At 72.2% G+C, this 17,461-nt stretch carries 14 protein-coding genes and 2 pseudogenes; 8 read left to right on the forward strand and 8 right to left on the reverse strand.

Annotated features, from left to right (window positions below; genetic code table 11):
- Both UW392_RS45505 and UW392_RS45510 read left to right on the forward strand, forming a co-directional pair.
- Positions 1–192 (forward strand): annotated as a pseudogene (locus UW392_RS45505) (M56 family peptidase); the annotation flags it as partial.
- A 355-nt stretch (positions 193–547) separates the two neighbouring features.
- Positions 548–1,840 (forward strand): LCP family protein, encoded by a 1,293-nt coding sequence (locus UW392_RS45510; protein WP_320781241.1) that lies wholly within the window; start codon positions 548–550, stop codon positions 1,838–1,840.
- A 148-nt stretch (positions 1,841–1,988) separates the two neighbouring features.
- Here the strand turns inward: UW392_RS45510 and UW392_RS45515 are convergent, their stop codons facing one another.
- The gene (locus UW392_RS45515) at positions 1,989–2,444 is read right to left on the reverse strand and encodes a TerB family tellurite resistance protein (RefSeq protein ID WP_320781211.1); all 456 of its coding nucleotides are present in this window, start codon (positions 2,442–2,444) and stop codon (positions 1,989–1,991) included.
- 333 nt (positions 2,445–2,777) lie between these two features.
- Between UW392_RS45515 and UW392_RS45520 the strand changes: the two genes are divergently transcribed.
- The 4 genes from UW392_RS45520 to UW392_RS45535 all read left to right on the forward strand — a co-directional run bounded on the left by UW392_RS45520 (position 2,778) and on the right by UW392_RS45535 (position 5,825).
- Positions 2,778–3,443 carry a DUF3152 domain-containing protein gene (locus UW392_RS45520; protein WP_320781212.1) on the forward strand — a complete coding sequence of 222 codons (666 nt, stop codon included), beginning with the start codon at positions 2,778–2,780 and terminating at the stop codon, positions 3,441–3,443.
- 102 nt (positions 3,444–3,545) lie between these two features.
- On the forward strand, positions 3,546–4,583 hold the full coding sequence (locus UW392_RS45525) for a beta-ketoacyl-ACP synthase III (protein ID WP_320781213.1): 1,038 nt from the start codon (positions 3,546–3,548) through the stop codon (positions 4,581–4,583).
- Entirely contained in the window at positions 4,580–4,861 is a 282-nt protein-coding gene (locus UW392_RS45530) for an acyl carrier protein (RefSeq protein ID WP_320781214.1), read from the forward strand. Before UW392_RS45525 ends, UW392_RS45530 begins: the two co-directional genes overlap by 4 nt.
- A gap of 34 nt (positions 4,862–4,895) precedes the next feature.
- Positions 4,896–5,825: an alpha/beta hydrolase gene (locus UW392_RS45535; RefSeq protein WP_320781215.1), complete on the forward strand. Its 930-nt coding sequence runs from the start codon at positions 4,896–4,898 to the stop codon at positions 5,823–5,825.
- A gap of 84 nt (positions 5,826–5,909) precedes the next feature.
- Here UW392_RS45535 and UW392_RS45540 read toward each other — a convergent pair whose 3' ends face one another.
- The 3 genes from UW392_RS45540 to UW392_RS45550 form a co-directional block, all read right to left on the reverse strand.
- The gene (locus tag UW392_RS45540) at positions 5,910–6,314 is read right to left on the reverse strand and encodes a DUF4190 domain-containing protein (protein ID WP_320781216.1); all 405 of its coding nucleotides are present in this window, start codon (positions 6,312–6,314) and stop codon (positions 5,910–5,912) included.
- A 135-nt stretch (positions 6,315–6,449) separates the two neighbouring features.
- The gene (locus tag UW392_RS45545) at positions 6,450–7,322 is read right to left on the reverse strand and encodes an alpha/beta fold hydrolase (RefSeq protein WP_414497381.1); all 873 of its coding nucleotides are present in this window, start codon (positions 7,320–7,322) and stop codon (positions 6,450–6,452) included.
- 467 nt (positions 7,323–7,789) lie between these two features.
- Complete coding sequence (locus UW392_RS45550; RefSeq protein ID WP_320781217.1) at positions 7,790–9,400, reverse strand: FAD-binding protein; 1,611 nt, start codon at positions 9,398–9,400, stop codon at positions 7,790–7,792.
- A gap of 502 nt (positions 9,401–9,902) precedes the next feature.
- Here UW392_RS45550 and UW392_RS45555 point away from each other — a divergent pair.
- Together UW392_RS45555 and UW392_RS45560 are read left to right on the forward strand one after the other, a co-directional pair.
- Positions 9,903–10,043 (forward strand): annotated as a pseudogene (locus UW392_RS45555) (DUF664 domain-containing protein); the annotation flags it as partial.
- 139 nt (positions 10,044–10,182) lie between these two features.
- Positions 10,183–11,628 carry an aldehyde dehydrogenase family protein gene (locus UW392_RS45560; protein ID WP_320781218.1) on the forward strand — a complete coding sequence of 482 codons (1,446 nt, stop codon included), beginning with the start codon at positions 10,183–10,185 and terminating at the stop codon, positions 11,626–11,628.
- 12 nt (positions 11,629–11,640) lie between these two features.
- Here UW392_RS45560 and UW392_RS45565 read toward each other — a convergent pair whose 3' ends face one another.
- The 4 genes from UW392_RS45565 to UW392_RS45580 all read right to left on the reverse strand — a co-directional run bounded on the left by UW392_RS45565 (position 11,641) and on the right by UW392_RS45580 (position 17,448).
- A complete protein-coding gene (locus tag UW392_RS45565; RefSeq protein WP_320781219.1) occupies positions 11,641–12,537 on the reverse strand; it encodes a polysaccharide lyase in 897 nt (298 codons plus the stop codon).
- A 99-nt stretch (positions 12,538–12,636) separates the two neighbouring features.
- Positions 12,637–14,334, reverse strand: a complete 1,698-nt coding sequence (locus UW392_RS45570; protein ID WP_320781220.1) for a right-handed parallel beta-helix repeat-containing protein — start codon at positions 14,332–14,334, stop codon at positions 12,637–12,639.
- A gap of 82 nt (positions 14,335–14,416) precedes the next feature.
- Positions 14,417–16,210: a right-handed parallel beta-helix repeat-containing protein gene (locus tag UW392_RS45575; protein WP_320781221.1), complete on the reverse strand. Its 1,794-nt coding sequence runs from the start codon at positions 16,208–16,210 to the stop codon at positions 14,417–14,419.
- A complete protein-coding gene (locus tag UW392_RS45580; protein ID WP_320781222.1) occupies positions 16,207–17,448 on the reverse strand; it encodes a glycosyltransferase in 1,242 nt (413 codons plus the stop codon). Before UW392_RS45580 ends, UW392_RS45575 begins: the two co-directional genes overlap by 4 nt.
- Positions 17,449–17,461 lie beyond the last annotated feature (13 nt).

The following is a 17,461-nucleotide window of genomic DNA, read 5'->3' on the forward strand; positions in this document are numbered from 1 at the left end:
CCGGGCCCGGTGCCGCGCCGGGTGGCCGCGCTGCTCGGTCCGGCGCCCGCGGTGCGCAGCTGGCCGTCGGTGTTCAGCACGCCCGGCCTGGCGGCCTGGGGTGCCGCCGCGGGGACGGCCGTCTCGGCGATGTCGTCCGCGAACAGCGCCGTGACCATGTTCTTCATCCTGCACGCGGCGACGCCCTTCTGAACCGGCGCGGGGCCGGCCGGCGAAGGGCACGGAGGAGCACGAGGACGAGGGCGGGCAGGAGGACGAGCGCCGCGCCGCGACGCCGTCCGGGGCGCGCGGGAGTGAGACGGACGAGACAGGTGAGATACGAGGGACAGTCATTCGTATCTCTGACGGGACATAGAGTTCAGCAGCCCGCTGCACAGACGCACGGGAGGCCAGACACGGTCGAGAACAGCCGCGGGCAGCGGCCGGCCGGAAGGACAGAGGGGGATCCCCGGTGGGCGGTACGAGAAGGCGGGGCAGCACTCCGTCCCGAGGCAAGCCGACGACGCGGCTGACGAAGCGGGGCCGGACGCTGGCCTGGACGGCGGGTGTGTGCGGGGTGCTGGTGCTCGGTGTCGCGGGAGCGGGCGCCTGGATATACCAGGACCTGAACGGCAACATCCACGGTGCCGACATCGAGGACAGACTGGGCGGGGACCGCCCCGCCAACCTCAGCCCCGGATCGAAGAACATCCTGGTCGTCGGTTCCGACAGCCGTGACGGGGACAACGCCGGGTACGGCGAGGGCCTCACCACCATGCAGTCGGACACGCTGATGGTGCTGCACATCCCGGCGAACCGGGAGTGGGCCACGGTGGTGTCCCTGCCGCGTGACTCCTGGGTGCGGATACCCGCGTGCGACAAGGGTGACGGCAGCACCTCCGACCCGCACAGCTTCAAGATCAACGAGGCGTTCGCGATCGGTGGCACCAGCGGCGAGGTCGCCGACGCCGCCGCCTGCACCATCCGGACGGTGGAGGCCAACACCGGGATGCGCATCGACCACTTCATGTCCGTGGACTTCCAGGGTTTCAAGGGCATGGTCAACGCCCTGGACGGCATCGAGGTCTGCCCCGAGGAGGCCATCCACGACGACAAGGCCCACCTGGACATGGAGGCCGGCTGCCAGACCGTCAAGGACGAGACGGCGCTCGGCTACGTCCGCACCCGGTACAGCGTCGGCGACGGTTCCGACATCGGGCGCATAGGCCGCCAGCAGGAGTTCATGGAGGCCCTCGCCGCCAAGGCGCAGACCAAGCTGGCCGACCCGACCGCGCTCCACGGCTTCCTGCAGTCCGCCACCAAGTCGCTGACCACGGACGAGGACCTGGCCGGCATCAAGCCGCTGTACGGTCTCGCCTCCGAGATCCAGGGCATCCCCGAGGACCGGCTGACCTTCCTGACCGTGCCCAACTACCCGCGCGAGGCCGACGTGGCCACCGACAAGGCCAACGTCGTGTGGCAGTACCCGCAGGCCGCCACCCTGTTCACCGCCCTGGCCAAGGACCAGGAGGTCGACAAGGAGGAGCTGGAGGCCGACGCCGAGAACCTCGTGTACGCGTCCTCCGTACGGGTGCAGGTCCTCAACGGAACCGGGGTCTCCGGGCGCGCCGCCGAGGTCGCCGAGCAGCTGGGCGAGGTCGGGTTCACCGTCGTCGGCACGGGCAACGCCCCGGAGAACACCGACACCACCACCGTCACCGCGCCGCAGGGACTGGAGGCGCAGGCCGCGGCGCTCACCTCGCGGGTGACCGGCGCCGAGGCCGGGCCGGACGAGGGTGCGACCGCCGGTGTGGTGACCCTCGTCGTCGGGACGGACTTCGAGCTCGACGACATCCGGTGACCCCGGGTGCCCGGCCGGGGGCATGACGCGGGCTCCGAGGGGGTGACCGGCCGCCGTGGCGCGGACCGCGGCGGCCGGGACCTTGCGACGGCGACGCGTCGGGCCGACACCCGATCGGGGTGTCGGCCCGGCACAGGCGCCGCTTGGTTCAGAGGTCGAATTCGTGGGGCGGCAGGTCGAGAGTGAAGCATGCCTCGCGGACGACGGCCTGTTCATGGGTGTCGAAGTAGCCGTCGGCGCCGCCGATAACGATACCGATCTGGATGACGGCACGCGCCTCGGCGGGCTTCTTCTTCGCCTTGGCGATCTCCTGGAGCACGCTGACCTTGCCGAACGCGAAGTCGGCGGTGAGCCTGTCCAGGTTCTGCTCGAAGCGGCGGTGCAGGTCGTCGGCGGGGAAGTTCTGCAGCACCTCGTTGGTGGCGATGAGCTGGGCCACCCGCTGCCGCTCGGACGGGTCGACGGAGCCGTCGGCGGCGGCGACCAGCGCGCACATCGCCATGCTGGCGTCGCGGAAGGCGCCGCTCTTCAGATCGTTCTTCTTCGACATCAGCTGGGTCTGCATCGTCGATGCGGACTCCTTGATGCGGTCCCACAGGGCCATCAGCAACTCCGTAAGTCGTCATGTCGTCATGTCGCGCCGGTCAGGGGCGGGTCCGCCGTGGTGGTGGCCCGCCCCTCCCTTATTTCTACAGCAATGTAGAAACTAGTGGGTAGGAACGGGGAGACCCGGACCGGCCACCTCCCCGGCGCCCGGCGCATCCGGTGGTTGCCGCGAGCAACCTCCGGCTCCGCGCTCTCGTCCTCCCAGGGGGCGGGGCGGCCACGCGGAGCGGACGCCGCCCGGCGGTGCACACGGGGACGGACGGGGCGGGCGGGGTACATGGACGGGGTGCGGGACCAGGGCGGCAGAGCGCGGCGCCATCGGTACGGGGCGGTGGCTGCCCTCGCTCTGGCGGCGATCGTCCTGCTCGCCGCGGTGCCGCTGCTCTCCGACCGCTTCGGCGCGGCCTTCGACGGCGGGGTGTCCGCCCGCTTCACGACCGCACGCGTCGACGGTGCGGGCCGGCCGGACACCACGGGCGAGGGCGCCGGTGGTCCGGACGTGCTGACGTACCGCGTACAGGTGGAGGATCGCACCGGCCTGGACGCCGAGCACGAGGCGCGCACCGTGCACGAGGTGCTGACCGACCCCCGGGGCTGGACGGCCCACGGGGAGGTGGCCTTCGTGCCGACCGACTCGGCCTCCGCGGACCTGACCGTCAGGATCGCCACCCCGGCCACCGTGGACCTGCTGTGCGGGAGGGCCGGGCTGGACACCGGCGGCGAGGTCAACTGCCGGGTGGACAACGATGTCGTCGTCAACCTCAAACGCTGGACGTCCGGATCACCGCAGTTCCCGGGGCCCATAGAGGAGTACCGGGCACTCATCGTCAACCACGAGGTGGGTCACCGCCTGGGCCGCGGACACGAGACGTGTCCCCGTGCGGGGGCGCCCGCGCCGGTGATGATGCAGCAGATCAAGGGCCTGAAGGGCTGCGTGGCCAACGCCTGGCCCCACGACTCCGACGGCACCTACCTGGGCGGTCCGTCGGTGCCGTGACCGCCCGTGCGGCGGCCGGTCGCCGAGGGGTGCCGCGCGGGTGCCGTCCCGTCGGGCCCTCTTGAAGTGACCGTTCGCATTCTTCACTGTACCGTACGTTATATGGCTAGATCAGAGGTCATACCGCATTTGTCGGGCATCGCCGCCCGAATAGTCGGCCTGGGAGCGTGGGTGCCGCCGCGTCGGATGACCAATGCCGAGGTCTGCTCGCGGCTGGACACGTCGGACGAATGGATCAGGGCGCGGATCGGTGTCACCACCCGCCACGTCGCGGAACCGGACACGGCGACCAGTGACATGGCGGTCGAGGCGGGGCTGCGGGCGATGAAGTCGGCGGGAGTGGACCACGTCGACACGGTGCTGCTGGCGACCGCCACGCCCGACCACCCCATCCCCGGCACCGCGCCGGCGGTGGCCCACGGGCTGGGACTGCCCCAGGTGCCGGCGTTCGACGTCATAGCGGGCTGTTCGGGCTTCATCTACTGCGTCAACGTGGCGGCGGGGCTCCTGCACGCGGGCATCTGCCGCACCGTGCTGGTGGTGGGGGCCGACGTGATGCACCGTGCCGTCGATCCCACCGACCGGATCACGGCACCCATCTTCGGCGACGGAGCGGGTGCCGTGGTGCTGACGGCCGGCCGGCCGGGCGACCCCGGAACCCTGGGCCCGGTCGCCTGGGGGAGTGACGGTGCGCGCGTCGCCCCCCTCTGCATCCCCGGCGGAGGTTTCCGCCGGACGGGCACCGGGTCGGCGGACGCCGAGGCCGACAGGTTCCTGCGGATGGACGGCAAAGAGGTGTTCCGCCACGCGGTGCGCCGTATGTGCGAGGCGGTGCGGGACGCGGCCGCCGCGGCCGGATGGGCCGTCGAGGACGTCGACCGGCTCGTCGTCCACCAGGCCAACGCGCGGATCAGCGCCACGGTGGCCGACACCTTGGGCGTCCCGCCGGAGCGGGTGCCGTCCAACATCGGAGAGGTCGGCAACACGTCGACGGCATCCATCCCCCTGCTGCTCGCGCACGCCGCCGGCACGGGGGATCTCATTCCCGGCCATCGGGTCGCGGTGGCTGCTTTCGGCGCTGGATTCACCTGGGCCGCCAGCACTCTGGTGTGGCCCGACGACGTGGAGGCACTCTCATGACCCTGCCCTCGAAGGTAACGAGCGGCGACGACGACACCCCGGACATCATCGACTTCGCTTTCATCAAGCACGTCCTGGTGAGCAAGGCGGGTCTGCCGGCGGATCCGATCACTCCGGACGCCACCCTGCTGCAGGCCGGCATCGACTCCATGGCGGTGACCGTGCTGTCCATGGCCCTGGAGGACCGGCTGGGACTGGTCCTCACCGAACACACCCTCTCCCAGGCGCCCACCGTGGCGGCCCTGGCCGACCTGGTGGCCGAGCGCGCCACCGTGTGACCCCGTTCGACCTGCACAGTTCCCGGAGAACTCCATGGCAGTGAAAGAAAAAATCGTCACTCTGTCCTGGCACGGCATGTCCTACGACTGCCGCTACGTGGCCGCCGACCGGCGGCCGACGACCGAACCCCTCGTCGTCGTCAGCGGCGGGGTGCAGCACGTGCACGCCTGGGCGCGGCTGGAGAAGAGGATCACCTCGCACACCGACATCATCATCCCGGAACTGCCCGACCTCGACGATGCGCCGGACCCCGCCGACCAGTGCTTCGACAGCTACATCGGCGTGCTCTGCCACGCGCTGGACCAACTGCGGGTCGAACGGGTCAACTTCCTCGGCGTCTCCTACGGCGCGCCCATCGCGTTCCGGCTGGCCCGCGCCTTCCCCGAGCGCATCGCCCGCCTCCTCCTCGTCGGCGCCACCCACGAAGTGCACGCCGGGGTGGCCGAGCTGACCCGCAACCTGGTCGACCGGCCGCAGCGCACCGGCGACCACGCCATGGAGGAGGCGGTCGACGAGCAGCTCGCCCGGAGCATCGTGAAGATCCTGGTGAACTCGTCCCGGGCCGAGGACATCCCCCACGTCTCGGCCGTGAACCGCATGCTCCAGCGGTACTTCACGCACCACGCCGGCTCGTCCCGCCGCTACGTCACCAGCCACCGGCTGCTGCTGGACGAGGAGCTCTACCCGCCCGGCGGACTGCACGGCATACCCACCCTCGTGTTCACCGGGGAACACGACCAGACCAGCACCCCCGACGAGAACCGTGCCGTCGCGGCCACCATCACCGACTCCACGTTCACGCTCATCAAGAACGCGGACCACATGGTCCACCTGGAGCGCGAGGCGGAGTACGCCGACCTCGTGCTCCGGTTCATCCAGGACCGTTCGCTGGAGGGCCTGGACTACTGCACACCGTTGGAACGACTGAAACCGTCCGCCGCCCGGCGCACCGCCCACGCCTGAGCGCGGGCCGGGCCCGGTCCCCGGGAACGGCGCGGGCGCGGTGGACGGCCGACCGTCCGCCGCGCCCACCGGGGCCCGCCTGCGTCAGTTGTTGGCGTCCCGCTCGAAGTCCTCGGCGCACTGCTCACGCTCCGCCTGGGTGTTCGCGTGCTCGACGCAGTCCGAGTAGCTCTTGAACTCGTCGCTGTTGAGCAGCGACACACCCGCCGCGAGGATGAGCGACGAGGCGATCAGCGCCAGCGCACCCAGCACCGCGCCGATGAGCGCCATGGCGCCGTTGCTCGCGATACCGCGCTTCTTGCGGCGGTGACCGAGGATGCCGAAGACGACGGCGAGCACCCCCAGCGCGATCCCGCCGATCACGGTCCAGAACAGCACCGCGGCCAGCAGGCCGAGCACCAGGGCCGCGATGCCGAACCCGTTGCGCTGCCCGGCCGCTGGCCCGGGGGTGGCCTGGTGGCTCCCGTGCTGGTCGTGGGCCCATGCCATCGTCAGTACCTCCACTGCGTCGTTGCCGTGATGAGGTCGCCCGGACGTCGGCCCTCGTGCCTGCCGCGCGTCGGGCGCCGGTGGGTCATGGCAAGCGGCTGCCCCCGATGCGCGGCGGTATGCCCTCGGCGGCGGTCAGAGCAGGGACGCGGAGGCGCAGGTGGTGGGGGTGGCGTGTGCGGGATCGAGGATGTTGGTGATCTCGTGGTGGACGATGCGGTCGATCTGGCCGCTCATGGCGTGCAAGGAGACGTCGAGTGGACAGAGGTCCTGGATGTAGAGGTTGCGGACGTTCGGTCCGTCGAGGAACGCCGACCACGACGGGGTGACGTTCTCGTCGTAGAGAGTGGCCATGACGGTGTAGCGGACGCCGGGGACGGTGTCGCCGCCGCGGTTGAGCTTGGTGAGGAAGGCCGAGCCGGCGAGCTGCTGAACGAGGGCGGGCGCGACCCGGACGGTCGCGGCGTCCAGATCGGCCGCGCGGGCGATGTTGGCCAGCCCGTGCAGGGTGGTGCCGTGGTTGGGCGGGACGATGCCGATGAAGTTGTACACCTCGTCCGCGCCGTCGAGGAACTTCAGGTAGTAACGGGGCATCAGGCCGCCCTGCGACTGGCCGAGCATGTCGACCTCGCGGACACCGGTCGCGACCCGCACCCGGTCGACATAGTCGGCCAGCTGCTCGGCGGACTCCTCGATCGGGCCCAGGCCGTGCACCATGGGCACGCCGGTCTGCCCGTAGTCGAGGGCGAAGACGCAGTAGCCGCGGCGCACCAGGTACGGGGCCAGGAAGGCCCAGTTGTCGATGGAGTTGGCGCCGGTTCCGTGGACCAGCACCACCGGCCGTGGATGGGCGGCGGACGGCCGGCAGGTGAAGTCGTTGAATCCGCGGCTCGGAGCCACGGGGGGAGCGGCGTCGGCCGTACCGGTGAGGGAAGCGCTGGTGAGCATGGCGGCGGCGAGGAGCGTGCGCAGGGTACGCATGGGGGTGGGCTGCGTCCGGCGGGCCATGGGAACTCCTTTGCGAAAGGGCGTGCTGCGCGCTGGACGCCTGCCGTCGGGGGAGGGAGGAAGAGGCCGGTGCCGCGGCGGTTGCACTACCCAACGGCGTGCGGGCCGGTTGGTCACTGAGCCGTGTGAGTGACTGTGCCGGCCTCCCCGCGCGTTCCTTGGGGAACGCCGCCGATTCACCCGCCTCGTCGTGCCGTCACACCCGGTGGCGGGAGATCCGCATCGTCCCGCCGTTGTGCGTGCCGGTGGCCCGTGGGCTATAGTGGATCTTGAGCTCGCCGCCACGAACCACAGGCGGTGGCCCGCGCGTTGGTGGTCCAAGGAAAGACGTCCCGCTTCCTGCGGGGAGATGCAGGTGCAAGGCCTGCCCGGCGCTCGACGAGACCCCGCCCCCGGCATCACCGGGGGCGGGGTTTTCTCTGCTTGGCTGCCTTCCCGCCCGTTCGCCCGCCGGCCCGGCAGGGCCCTCAGGCGTCGGTCCGGCCGGCGACGCCCTTGTCGTACGCGTCCACGAAGACGCCCTCGGCGCCGTACGCGAGCCGCACCCGGTCGTACAGCCAGCAGTCGAACATCGCGCGGTACTCGTCGCGCGACGACTCCGAGGGACCGTACGGGGCCTGGAAGCCCTTCCGTCCGCCCACCCATGCCGCGAACCGGCGCGTGGCGTCCCGCGGGTCCCACGGCTCCCCCCGGCGCACCGGACCGGGCACGCCGGAGACGACGGTGACGTCCATGAACAACTGCCGCTGCCCGGGGCCGACCTCGGGGCCCGGACCGACGAGACCCGGGGTCCCCCCGCGGGTCAGCCGTACCGGACGGACCCACAGCTCGTCGATCTCGTAGACCTGCCGGCAGTGGCGGACCAGCTCCTCCAGGTGCTGTGCCGGTACGAGCGCCTCCTGCGCGACGACGTCCCGCCGCAGGTGGTGGCGGATCCGCCGGGTCAGGACGGGTCCCAGGAACGCGCTGCCGGAACGCGTCGCCCAGCCCAGCGGCAGGCGGAACAGCGGGTGGCCGCCGAAGGGGGCCAGCAGGGCGCCGGCCGCGAAGGGGCCACGGCGGTGACGGCGGTGGTAGTGCCGCAGCGGCAGGTACTCGACGCGGCCCCCGGCCCGCGCGCAGTTCCGTGCGTGCGCGGGGAACCACGGCGCGTACCACCGGTGGACACGGCTCCTTTGGCCCTTCGCGCGGTCGGCGAACTCACCGGTCACGACGACGCCCTCGTCGTGACCGGTGACGAACCCCTCGACGAACGCGGGACCGTCCGCCGTGTCGGCGAGGCGGGTGAGGTCCCGGCACAGGTCCACGAGGCCGGTCACCGGGTGGTACCGCACCTCGACCCAGGCGTGGGCCGGGACGACCCGCAGCTCGACCGCGACCAAGAACCCGAGGGAGCCCCGGCTCCAGGGCAGCGCGTGGAAGAGGTCGGGATGCTCCGCGGCCGACGCCCGGACCACCTCGCCGGTCCCCAGCAGCACCTCGTAGGCCACCACGGTGTCGGCGAACGGGCCGTGCCGGTGCGACGTGGAGTCGACGCCGGACCCCATGGTCAGCCCGCCGACCGTGAGACCGTCGGGGCCCGGCGCGACGGGGAGGGTCCAGCCCCGGCGGACGAGGTGACGGACGAGCCGCCCCATGGTGACACCGGGCTCCACCCGGACGACCCGGTGCTCGGTGTCCAGTTCCAGTACGGCGTCGAGGGCGAACTCAACGGGACGGGCCGCCGACTTGAACGAGCGGCCACGGAGCGCCACCGCCGAGCGCCACTCCCCGGTGCCCGTGCACAGCAGCCCCGCGCGCTCACCGGCCAGCCGCCGCACGGTGGCCCCCAGCCTCGCGACCCGCTGCTCGTGCGCGGCGGGACGGCGCAGGACCCGGCGGCAGACGGCGTACGCGGAGTGCGCGAGCCAGAGCACCCCGGCCACGGCCAGGAGCAGCGGAATGACGAGGAGCCGGGGAGGGCGCGACGGCGCGCCCCGGGGGAGGGGGTCCGCCGACGGGCCCGGGGGAGGGGAGGGGGCCGCGGGGGGCGGAACCGGTGCCGCGCGGACGGCGGAGTGTGCGGAGGTGTCGGTCACGGACGTGTCCTCTGACGGGTCGGGTGGTTCGCCCGGGGCGCGCCGGACGAACGGGAGGCGGTCACCGGTCACGGTCTCCGCCGGGGCCGGGCCTGCCGCGCGGCGGACAGGGCGCGGCGGCCTTCCGGCGGCGGCGAACGGGTGCCGATCCTGGCACAGCCGGTCGCCGCGGACGGACCGCCGGCGTGGCCCGTCACCCGGATGCCCGTCGGCCCGCCACCGGTATTGACGGCGCCACCGCACCTTCCGGCCGCGCTCCGGGCCGCGTCCGCCGGCGTCCTGTGCCCCGCACGGGTGACGCCCGATCTGAGACACCTGGTGACCTACTCGTTCCCTGGGGTCGGCCCATGACCACTTCGGCCCCGCCGGACGACCCGGCCCTGGGTCCCCCCGACGACGAGCGCGGCGAGCTGCTGCGTGAACTCACCGATCCGCGACGGCTGTTGTTGATCACCGTGGAGGGCCTTACGGACGCCCAGGCCGCCCGGCGCACGACCGCACTCCCTGGTCCCCGCCGCAGACCGAGTACTGGGGCGCCCGCCGGATCCTGCTGCACCTGCTCAGGGAGACGGCCCAGCACGCCGGGCACGCGGACGTCGTCCGGGAGGCACTGGACGGGGCGAACACCACCGCTCGACGGTGACCGGGGCCGCGCAACTGGGAGTCGTCCGCCGCACTTGTGAAGCTGTCGGCGAACGGGCACCACGAGGTCCGGCCTTCGCCGATGTTGGAGCTGCACCGTCCGTCACGTCCGCCCCGTACGTCGATCGAGAGGACCGTCCATGCCCCACCCGCCCTCGTTCCAGCGGCTCTTCGTCAACGGCGCCTTCACCGAAGGCGCCGGAGGCGACCTCCACGACGTGGTCAGCCCGGCCACGGGCGAGAGCGTCGGCTCGTTCCCGCTGCCGGTGCGGGCCGACCTCGACGCCGCGGTGGACGCGGCGCACGCCGCCCAGCGGGAGTGGGCCGCCACCAACGTCTGGGAGCGGGCCGCGCTGTGCCGCCGCGTCGCCGACGAGCTCGACCGCCGCCGCGACGAGCTGGCCCGGCTGCAGACCCTGGAACAGGGCAAGCCCCTGGCGGAGTCGGTCGCCGACGTCACGGAGGCGGCGGAACTGTTCCGCCTGCACGCCGAGGACGCGGTACGGCTGCACGGCGAGACCCTGCCCTCCCGCGACAGCACCAAGCGGATGTTCACCTTCCACCGCCCCGTGGGCACCTGGGCGGTGATCACGCCGTGGAACTTCCCCCTGCTGATGTTCGCCGAGTTCGCCGCGCCCGGCCTCGCCACCGGCAACGCCCTGGTGGTCAAGCCGCCGGAGAACACCCCGCTGACGGTCCTGAAGGCCATGGAGGCCCTGGTCGCGGCCGGTGTGCCCGGCGGCCTGGTGAACGTCCTCCCCGGCCCCGGTGACTTCGGCGACGCGCTGGTCAGGCACCCGGGCATCCACGCCGTCGGCTTCATCGGCTCCTCCGCCACCGGGGCGCGGATCCAGGCCGCCGCCGGCCTGAAGCGGTCTCTGATGGAGTGCTCCGGCAACGGCCCCCTGGTCGTCCTCGCCGACGCCGACGTCGACGCCGCCGCCCGGGCCGCCGTCGACGGCGCCTACCCCTGCGCGGGCCAGGTCTGCTGCGCCACCGAGCGCGTCGTCGTGCACGCCGACGTCCACGACGCGTTCACCGAGGCGGTGCTGCGCGAGTCGCGGCGCATCGTGCTGGGCGACCCCTTCGACGACAAGACCCTGCTCGGCCCGCTCAACAACGAGGGCGTCGCGGACAGGATGGACCGGCACCTGGCGGACGCCCGCGCCCGCGGCGCCCGGGTCCTCACCGGCGGTGGCCGCCGCGCGGGGATGCCCACCGACCTGTACTACGAGTTCACGGTCGTCGACGACGTGCCGGAGGACAGCCTGCTGTCCAGGGAGGAGTCCTTCGGGCCGGTCGTGCCGATCATCACCGGACGGGACGAGGACGACCTGCTGCGCATCGCCAACGACGACGCCCTCGGCCTCCAGGGCGCGGTCTTCACCCGCAGTCTGACCTCGGCGTTCCGCTTCATCGAGGAGATGGAGGTCGGCCAGGTGCTCGTCAACGAGTCCAACAACTGGTGGGACATCAACATGCCCTTCGGCGGCGCCGGCGCCCGCTCCACGGGCTGGGGCCGCATCGGCGGCAAGTGGACCCTGCTGGACATGACCGACACCCGCACCGGCGTCATCAGCCTGTGAACCCGTGAACCGTCAGACCTCGGGGACGGGCCCGATCGGCTCGCCCGAGACGGCGAAGGCCGCGAAGTCGGCGTGGCCCGTCCGCGGGGTCGCCCAGGTCGGGTCGCTGCCGCCGAAGAAGGTGGAGAAGAAGACGCCCTCGATCTTCAGCTCGTCGACGGTACGGAACTCCAGGTTCTCGTCGAGGAGGACCTGCTCGCCGTCGAGGAGCACCTCCACCGAACCGTCCGGCTCACCTGGCGTGTTGAGGGCCACCGCCTGCTCCACGCACGTCCAGCGGTCGGTGGGCCAGCGCCAGTTGCCGCGGCCGAGCGACGTGCCGTGCTCCTGTGAGGTGGGCAGGTAGGCGTACACCTCGCCGCGGCCGCCACTGCGCCACATGTAGCGGGTGGACAGGCCGTTCTCCCCGTCGGGGATGTGCCGGCCGCCGGTGACGTCACCGCCGTACAGGCCGGGCAGCTTGCCGCCCTTCACGAAGTCGAAGCCCTTGGGGAACCGCACGTAGTAGCGCAGGTGCAGGGTGTCCGTGGGGCCGGAGCGCAGCGGCAGGTAGAGCTGTGCGCCGCCCTCGGGCCGGTTCCAGCGGCGCGCGACGGTGGGGCTCGCCGAGCGGGCGGGGTAGCTCACGCGCAGCACCGGGCCGGGCAGCGGGTCCTCGGCGTCCAGCAGCCGTACACGGTCCATGCCGAAGGAGCCCTCCTCGCGCGCGGTCAGCCGCGCCCCGAAGAAGCGGGCCACCTCGGGGGAGTCCCAGCGCAGCTCCCGCGTGCCGGACGGGCGGGGGCCGTCGGGGTCCGGGGAGGGGGACCCGTCGCCCTCGCCCTCGCCCTCGCCGTCGTCGGAGCACGAGGTGAGGACCGCGGCCGCCAGCGCCGCCGCGCCCGCCGCGATGAAGGTCCTCCTGCGCATGAGGTCCACTCCTCTGCTCCATGGCTGTGTCGCCCCGTGGTTCCGTCGTGCTCCGCGAGTCGGCCGCCCCGCCCGCGTGCCCGGCGGGGCGGCCGGTGGTCAGGCGGGCGAGATGCGGTACTCGGCCGCCGAGCCACCGCTCCCCTGGGCGCGCAGGGTCACGACACCGGAGGCGTCGGCCCGGCCGGTGGTGACGGTGCGGCTGCCCGCGGTGAGCCTGTACGTCGCGCCGGGCGTGAGACCCCCGGTGCTGAAGGCCGCCGAACTGTACGTGTCCAGCTGCACCGAGACCGCGCCCGACAGGTTGCGGAAGGTGATGCTGCCGGACGTGTCCGCGTCACCCCGGACCCGGTACGTGAACGAGGCCGGCCTCCGGTCGCCGTCGATCACCGTGCCCGTCGTGCGCTGGGTGAGGGGCCCGGTGCCGAACGTGCCGGTGAAGGTGTTGTTCCGGAACGTCAGGTCGTCGCCCTCGTTGAGCCGCACCGCGTCGCCCGCGGCACCCGCGAAGGTGTTGCCGGTGAAGGTCAGATCACCGGGACGGCCCGTGGTGCCCGTGTACGAGGGGGCGTCGGAGCCCTTGTAGGTGAAGACGGCGTACTGCCCGCTGTCGGTGACGGTGTTGCCCGTCGTGGTGATGTCGCGGCTGCCGACGCTGTAGCGCAGCCCGTACCTGGCCCGCTCGATGCGGTTCCCGGTGACGGTGTTGTCGCTGCTGTCGAAGACCGCGATGCCGGCGCCGTTCGGATGGTCGTACACCCGGTTGTCCCGCACGACGGTGTCGGTGACCCCGCGGTGCAGCATGATGCCGTGCACCTGGTTGTCGCTCGGGTCGTCGTCCCCCGGGGGCACGTACGGCGGGATGCCGTTGTGGTGCACCTCGTTGCCCACGATCTCCAGGTTGTCGCACCGCTGCGAGCAGATGATCCCGTGGTTGCCGTTGTGGTGCGAGTGGTTGTCCGTGATCGTGAGGTGGTCGGAGTCGTCGTGCGGGTCGAGGCCGTACGACACGTTGTTGTCGTACTCGTTCCCGTCGAACGTCATCCCGTACGCGCCCCAGGTGTACGTCCCCATGTAGTTGTGGTGGAAGCGGCTGCCCGTCTGCGAGCCGCGCACCTCCAGCCGGTCGCAGACGTCGGGCGTCTCGATGCCGCAGCCGCGCGCCTTGTAGGAGACGCCGTAGGCCTCGGCGCCGTTGTAGCCGAGGTACCCGAGGTCGCTGTCCTTGATGTCCATGCGCGACTCGCGCGCCACGCCGCCCGCGTCGACGTAGGACAGGGCCCGGATGAAGGCGCGCCCGCGGGTCCCGCCGGAGGGCACGTCCGGGTCGGTGTCGGGACCGTTCTTCTGCTCGTCCCAGGAGGTGACGGTCACCCGGTCGATGTCGATCGTCCCGTACTGCGCGGTGATGCTGCTGACGCGCAGGGGATCGCCGTCGGCGGCGCTGCGCAGCCGCAGCGTGTTCACGTCACCGCCCGCGCCGGTGCCGTGCAGCCGGAGGATCGCGCCGTTCTGGACGACGATGCTGGCGTTCAGCTGCCAGACGCCCGCGGTGCCGGCGCTCTTGACGAGCGGGGCGGACGGGCACAGCCGGAGGATCTCGGAGGGCGTGTTGGTCCCCGAGGTCAGGTACAGGGTGTTGGTGCTCGACGCGTAGCGGATCTGTCCGGTGCAGGCCGCGGCCTGCACCGGAGGGGAGAAGGCCACGGTCGTGCCGGCGAGCAGCGCCGCCGCGCAGAGGGCGGTCGTCCCGCCGCGGCCGGTGCGGACGCGGGGGATCCGGGCGAGGACTGTCATGGTGGTGCGGCTCCTGTCTCGTCGTCTGAGGAGGTGGGATGCGCACGGTGCGGGACGCCGCGGACGCAGGGGCGTCCGGGCGTCAGACGGTGTTGCGGACATGTGCGGCCACCTTCGGCCGAGGTGTCCGGCGGTGCCGGACGTGATGGATGGTTTGCAGGAGGACCGCCAGGAGCAGGGCGCTCAAGGCGGCGGCACCGAGCCAGGGGAACGGCGGCAGGCTGACACTCGTACGGCCGTGCCGGGTGGTGCTGCCGTCCCCGGTGAGCGCCATCGGCGCCCTGACCCGGGAGTCGGTGAGGGCCATGCGGGCCCCGTGGTCGGTCTGGATGCCCCGCCGCTGGGCGAGGATGTCGAGTTCGCGTCCGGTGGCCCGGACACCACCCGACAGGTGCACCGCGCGGTGCGTCTCGTCGATCTTCAGGTTGCGGAGGTCGGCGCGGGCCTCGAGGACGACGGAACTGGTCGCTCCCGACACCCTGCCGAAGGCGGCGCGCAGCCCCGGGGAGGCGGACACCAGCCCCTTGCTGCTCGTCTCGTTGATCCCGAAGCCGCTCAGGGTGACGTGCCGGGCCTCGCGGCCGACGGTGACACCGGTGTGGCCGCCCGCGATGAGCAGGCCCTGGAGGGCCACCCGGTCGGCCCGGCCGCCGACGGTCACCCCGGTGCGGTTGTGCGCCAGGGAGATGTCGGACACCTCGGTGTGCGAGCCCTCGATGCCGATGCCCCGGGCGAAACCGACCACCTTGCCGCCGGTGACCCGGGCCCCCGCGATGCCGGACGCCAGCCGGATGCCGGTGCCCTGCCCGTTGCCGTTGAGCCGCGGCCGTTCCACGGTGACGTGGCTGCCGGCGCCGTCGACGCGCAGCGCGTCCCGTGAGGTGTCGTGCACCGTGGGCCAGCTGACGGTGCAGTTCGCGCACGAGGACAGTTCGACGCCGCTGCGGTCCCCGTGCGAGACGGGTGACTCAAGGCGCAGTCCGTCCTGGTCGACGGCGCGCACCCCGGCCTTGCCGTTGCCGCGGGTGACGACACCGGTCAGGACGCGCGGGTCGGGGCCGCCGTCGAGGACGATGCCCCCGCCGCCGCCCGCCTGCGCGGTCAGCCCGTCGGCCGTGGTGCCGCGGTCGCCCTCCAGGACGATGCCGTCCCCGGCCGACCGCTGCACCGTGACCTCCCGCAGGGTGACGCCCGAGGAGCCGGACAGCCGCAGCCCCGTACGGTTGCCGTCGAACGTCGAGAAGGTCACGGAGCCGGTGCTCATCCGGCCCCAGGTGACCCCGGACTGGGCGGCGCGGCCCACCCGCCCGAACCCCTCCACCGTGCTGCCGCGGATGTCGAGCCGGCCGTCCGCCCCCATCGCGAGATAGGGGCGCCCCGGGGCGTCGGCGGGCGCGGGACGGGAGCCGTCCGCGCCGACGGACGACAGGGTGACGCCCTCGATGTCGAGCGCGGCCCGGCTGCCCCTGATCCAGGTGCCCGAGGCGGCCGTCCGGCCGGCGCTCATCAGCACGTTCTTCGTCCGCTCGTCGACGCGCAGGATGGTGTCCGGGGTGAGCAGGACGGCCGCCCCGACGCGTACGGTCGAACGATCCCCGGGGTCGTACGCGATCCACTGCCCGCCCGTGCGCGCGGCCAGCCAGCTCAGCGGCACCACACCGGCCGGCGGGACCAGCCGCTGCACCACGCTGCCCCGCTCGACCAGGCTGACCGAGTGCGGTCTGATCACCACCAGCCGGTCGGGGCGGTCGTTGCGCTGCCAGGCGGCGACGTCCGGGTCGCCGACCGCGCCCGCCCCGGGCGCGGTCAGGACCCCGAACACCAGGGCCGAGGCGAGGGAGACCACGGCCGAGGTGAGGTACCGGATGTGTGTCATGCCCCCACCTCGGTCGTGGTGGGCTCGGCGGACGGGGCGGAGGTGCGGACGGCGACGCCGTCCACGACCCCCACCTCGCGCGTCAGCCAGCGCTGCCTGCGGATGGTCAGCAGCGCGCAGATCTTCACGACGGCCATCACGAACGACATCAGTACGAAACCGGGCACCAGGAAGAACGACGACGGGCGCCGGACCAGGTGCGGAAGCATCTTCATGGACCGGCTCACCCACCACCAGACGGCCAGAGTGCTGACGAAGAACCAGTGGCCCTGCACGATCGCGTAGGTCATGTACACCGGCGACAGCAGCAGGGTGAAGCTGCTGACGCCCTTGTCGGCCATCGTGAACGCCAGGAACGGGTGGCGCCGGATCCACGGGCTGGACAGCGCCCGCAGATCCGATCTCCAGGTGTTGCGGGCCCACCGCAGTCTCTGCTTGAGGAAGATCCGCAACGTGCCCGGGAAGGTCGACCAGACCCGCGCGGAACGCTGCATGTAGGTGCGGTGGCCCCGCGCGAGGACCAGCGTGGTCAGCCGCTTGTCGTCCCCCGACATGCAGGGGACGCCCATGAACGTCTCCTGCATGAACTCCTCGGATATCTCCAGCAGCAGCTCGCGCCGGTAGACGGCGGTCCGGCCGGAGAGGCAGGACACCGCCTTCCCCATGACGGTCTGCGCGGCGTTCTCGTCGAAGTACCGGTAGTCCAGGAACATGTCGTTGACGCGCTGCAGGAACCCCTTGGGGTTGTAGACGTTCTGCCGGGTGCCCACCCCGCCGACCCGGGGGTCGGCGAAGGGCTTGGACACCTCGGCGGCCACGTCCTGCGCCCAGATCGTGTCGGAGTCGACCAGCGCCACCAGCTCGGTGGAGCACGCCTCCCAGCCGCGGCGCAGGGCGTCGCGCTTGCCGGGCACGTCGGTGACGACGACCGTCACCGGGTAGCGCGCCGCGATGTCCTGGCACGCCGTGTCGGTGACGTCGATGACCAGCACGATCTCCTCGACGTCGTTCGCCAGCCAGGACTCGATGGCGTGGGCGAAGATCTCGGGATCCTCCTGGTACACGGGAACGACGATGCTCAGCGGCAGCCGGAAGTCGTTCTTCACCTGCCGGTAGAGCGCCGCGGGGATGCGGCGCACCATCCAGCAGCTCCAGCGCACCAGCCCCAGGATGCCCAGGGGCAGATAGACGAGGTAGTACCGGAAGTCGTAGAGAGCGTTGTCCAGTAAGGCGTTCATGGCCGCTTCTCGT

Source organism: Streptomyces sp. CRN 30, assembly GCF_034105845.1.

Excerpts from the sequence above, each read along its gene's own strand:
- UW392_RS45515 (WP_320781211.1), bottom strand. The coding sequence starts at position 2,444 with ATGGCCCTGTGGGACCGCATCAAGGAGTCCGCATCGACGATGCAGACC.
- UW392_RS45525 (WP_320781213.1), top strand. The coding sequence starts at position 3,546 with ATGGCTAGATCAGAGGTCATACCGCATTTGTCGGGCATCGCCGCCCGA.
- UW392_RS45530 (WP_320781214.1), top strand. The coding sequence starts at position 4,580 with ATGACCCTGCCCTCGAAGGTAACGAGCGGCGACGACGACACCCCGGAC.
- UW392_RS45535 (WP_320781215.1), top strand. The coding sequence starts at position 4,896 with ATGGCAGTGAAAGAAAAAATCGTCACTCTGTCCTGGCACGGCATGTCC.
- UW392_RS45540 (WP_320781216.1), bottom strand. The coding sequence starts at position 6,314 with ATGGCATGGGCCCACGACCAGCACGGGAGCCACCAGGCCACCCCCGGG.
- UW392_RS45545 (WP_414497381.1), bottom strand. The coding sequence starts at position 7,322 with ATGGCCCGCCGGACGCAGCCCACCCCCATGCGTACCCTGCGCACGCTC.
- UW392_RS45560 (WP_320781218.1), top strand. The coding sequence starts at position 10,183 with ATGCCCCACCCGCCCTCGTTCCAGCGGCTCTTCGTCAACGGCGCCTTC.
- UW392_RS45565 (WP_320781219.1), bottom strand. The coding sequence starts at position 12,537 with ATGCGCAGGAGGACCTTCATCGCGGCGGGCGCGGCGGCGCTGGCGGCC.
- UW392_RS45570 (WP_320781220.1), bottom strand. The coding sequence starts at position 14,334 with ATGACAGTCCTCGCCCGGATCCCCCGCGTCCGCACCGGCCGCGGCGGG.
- UW392_RS45575 (WP_320781221.1), bottom strand. The coding sequence starts at position 16,210 with ATGACACACATCCGGTACCTCACCTCGGCCGTGGTCTCCCTCGCCTCG.
- UW392_RS45580 (WP_320781222.1), bottom strand. The coding sequence starts at position 17,448 with ATGAACGCCTTACTGGACAACGCTCTCTACGACTTCCGGTACTACCTC.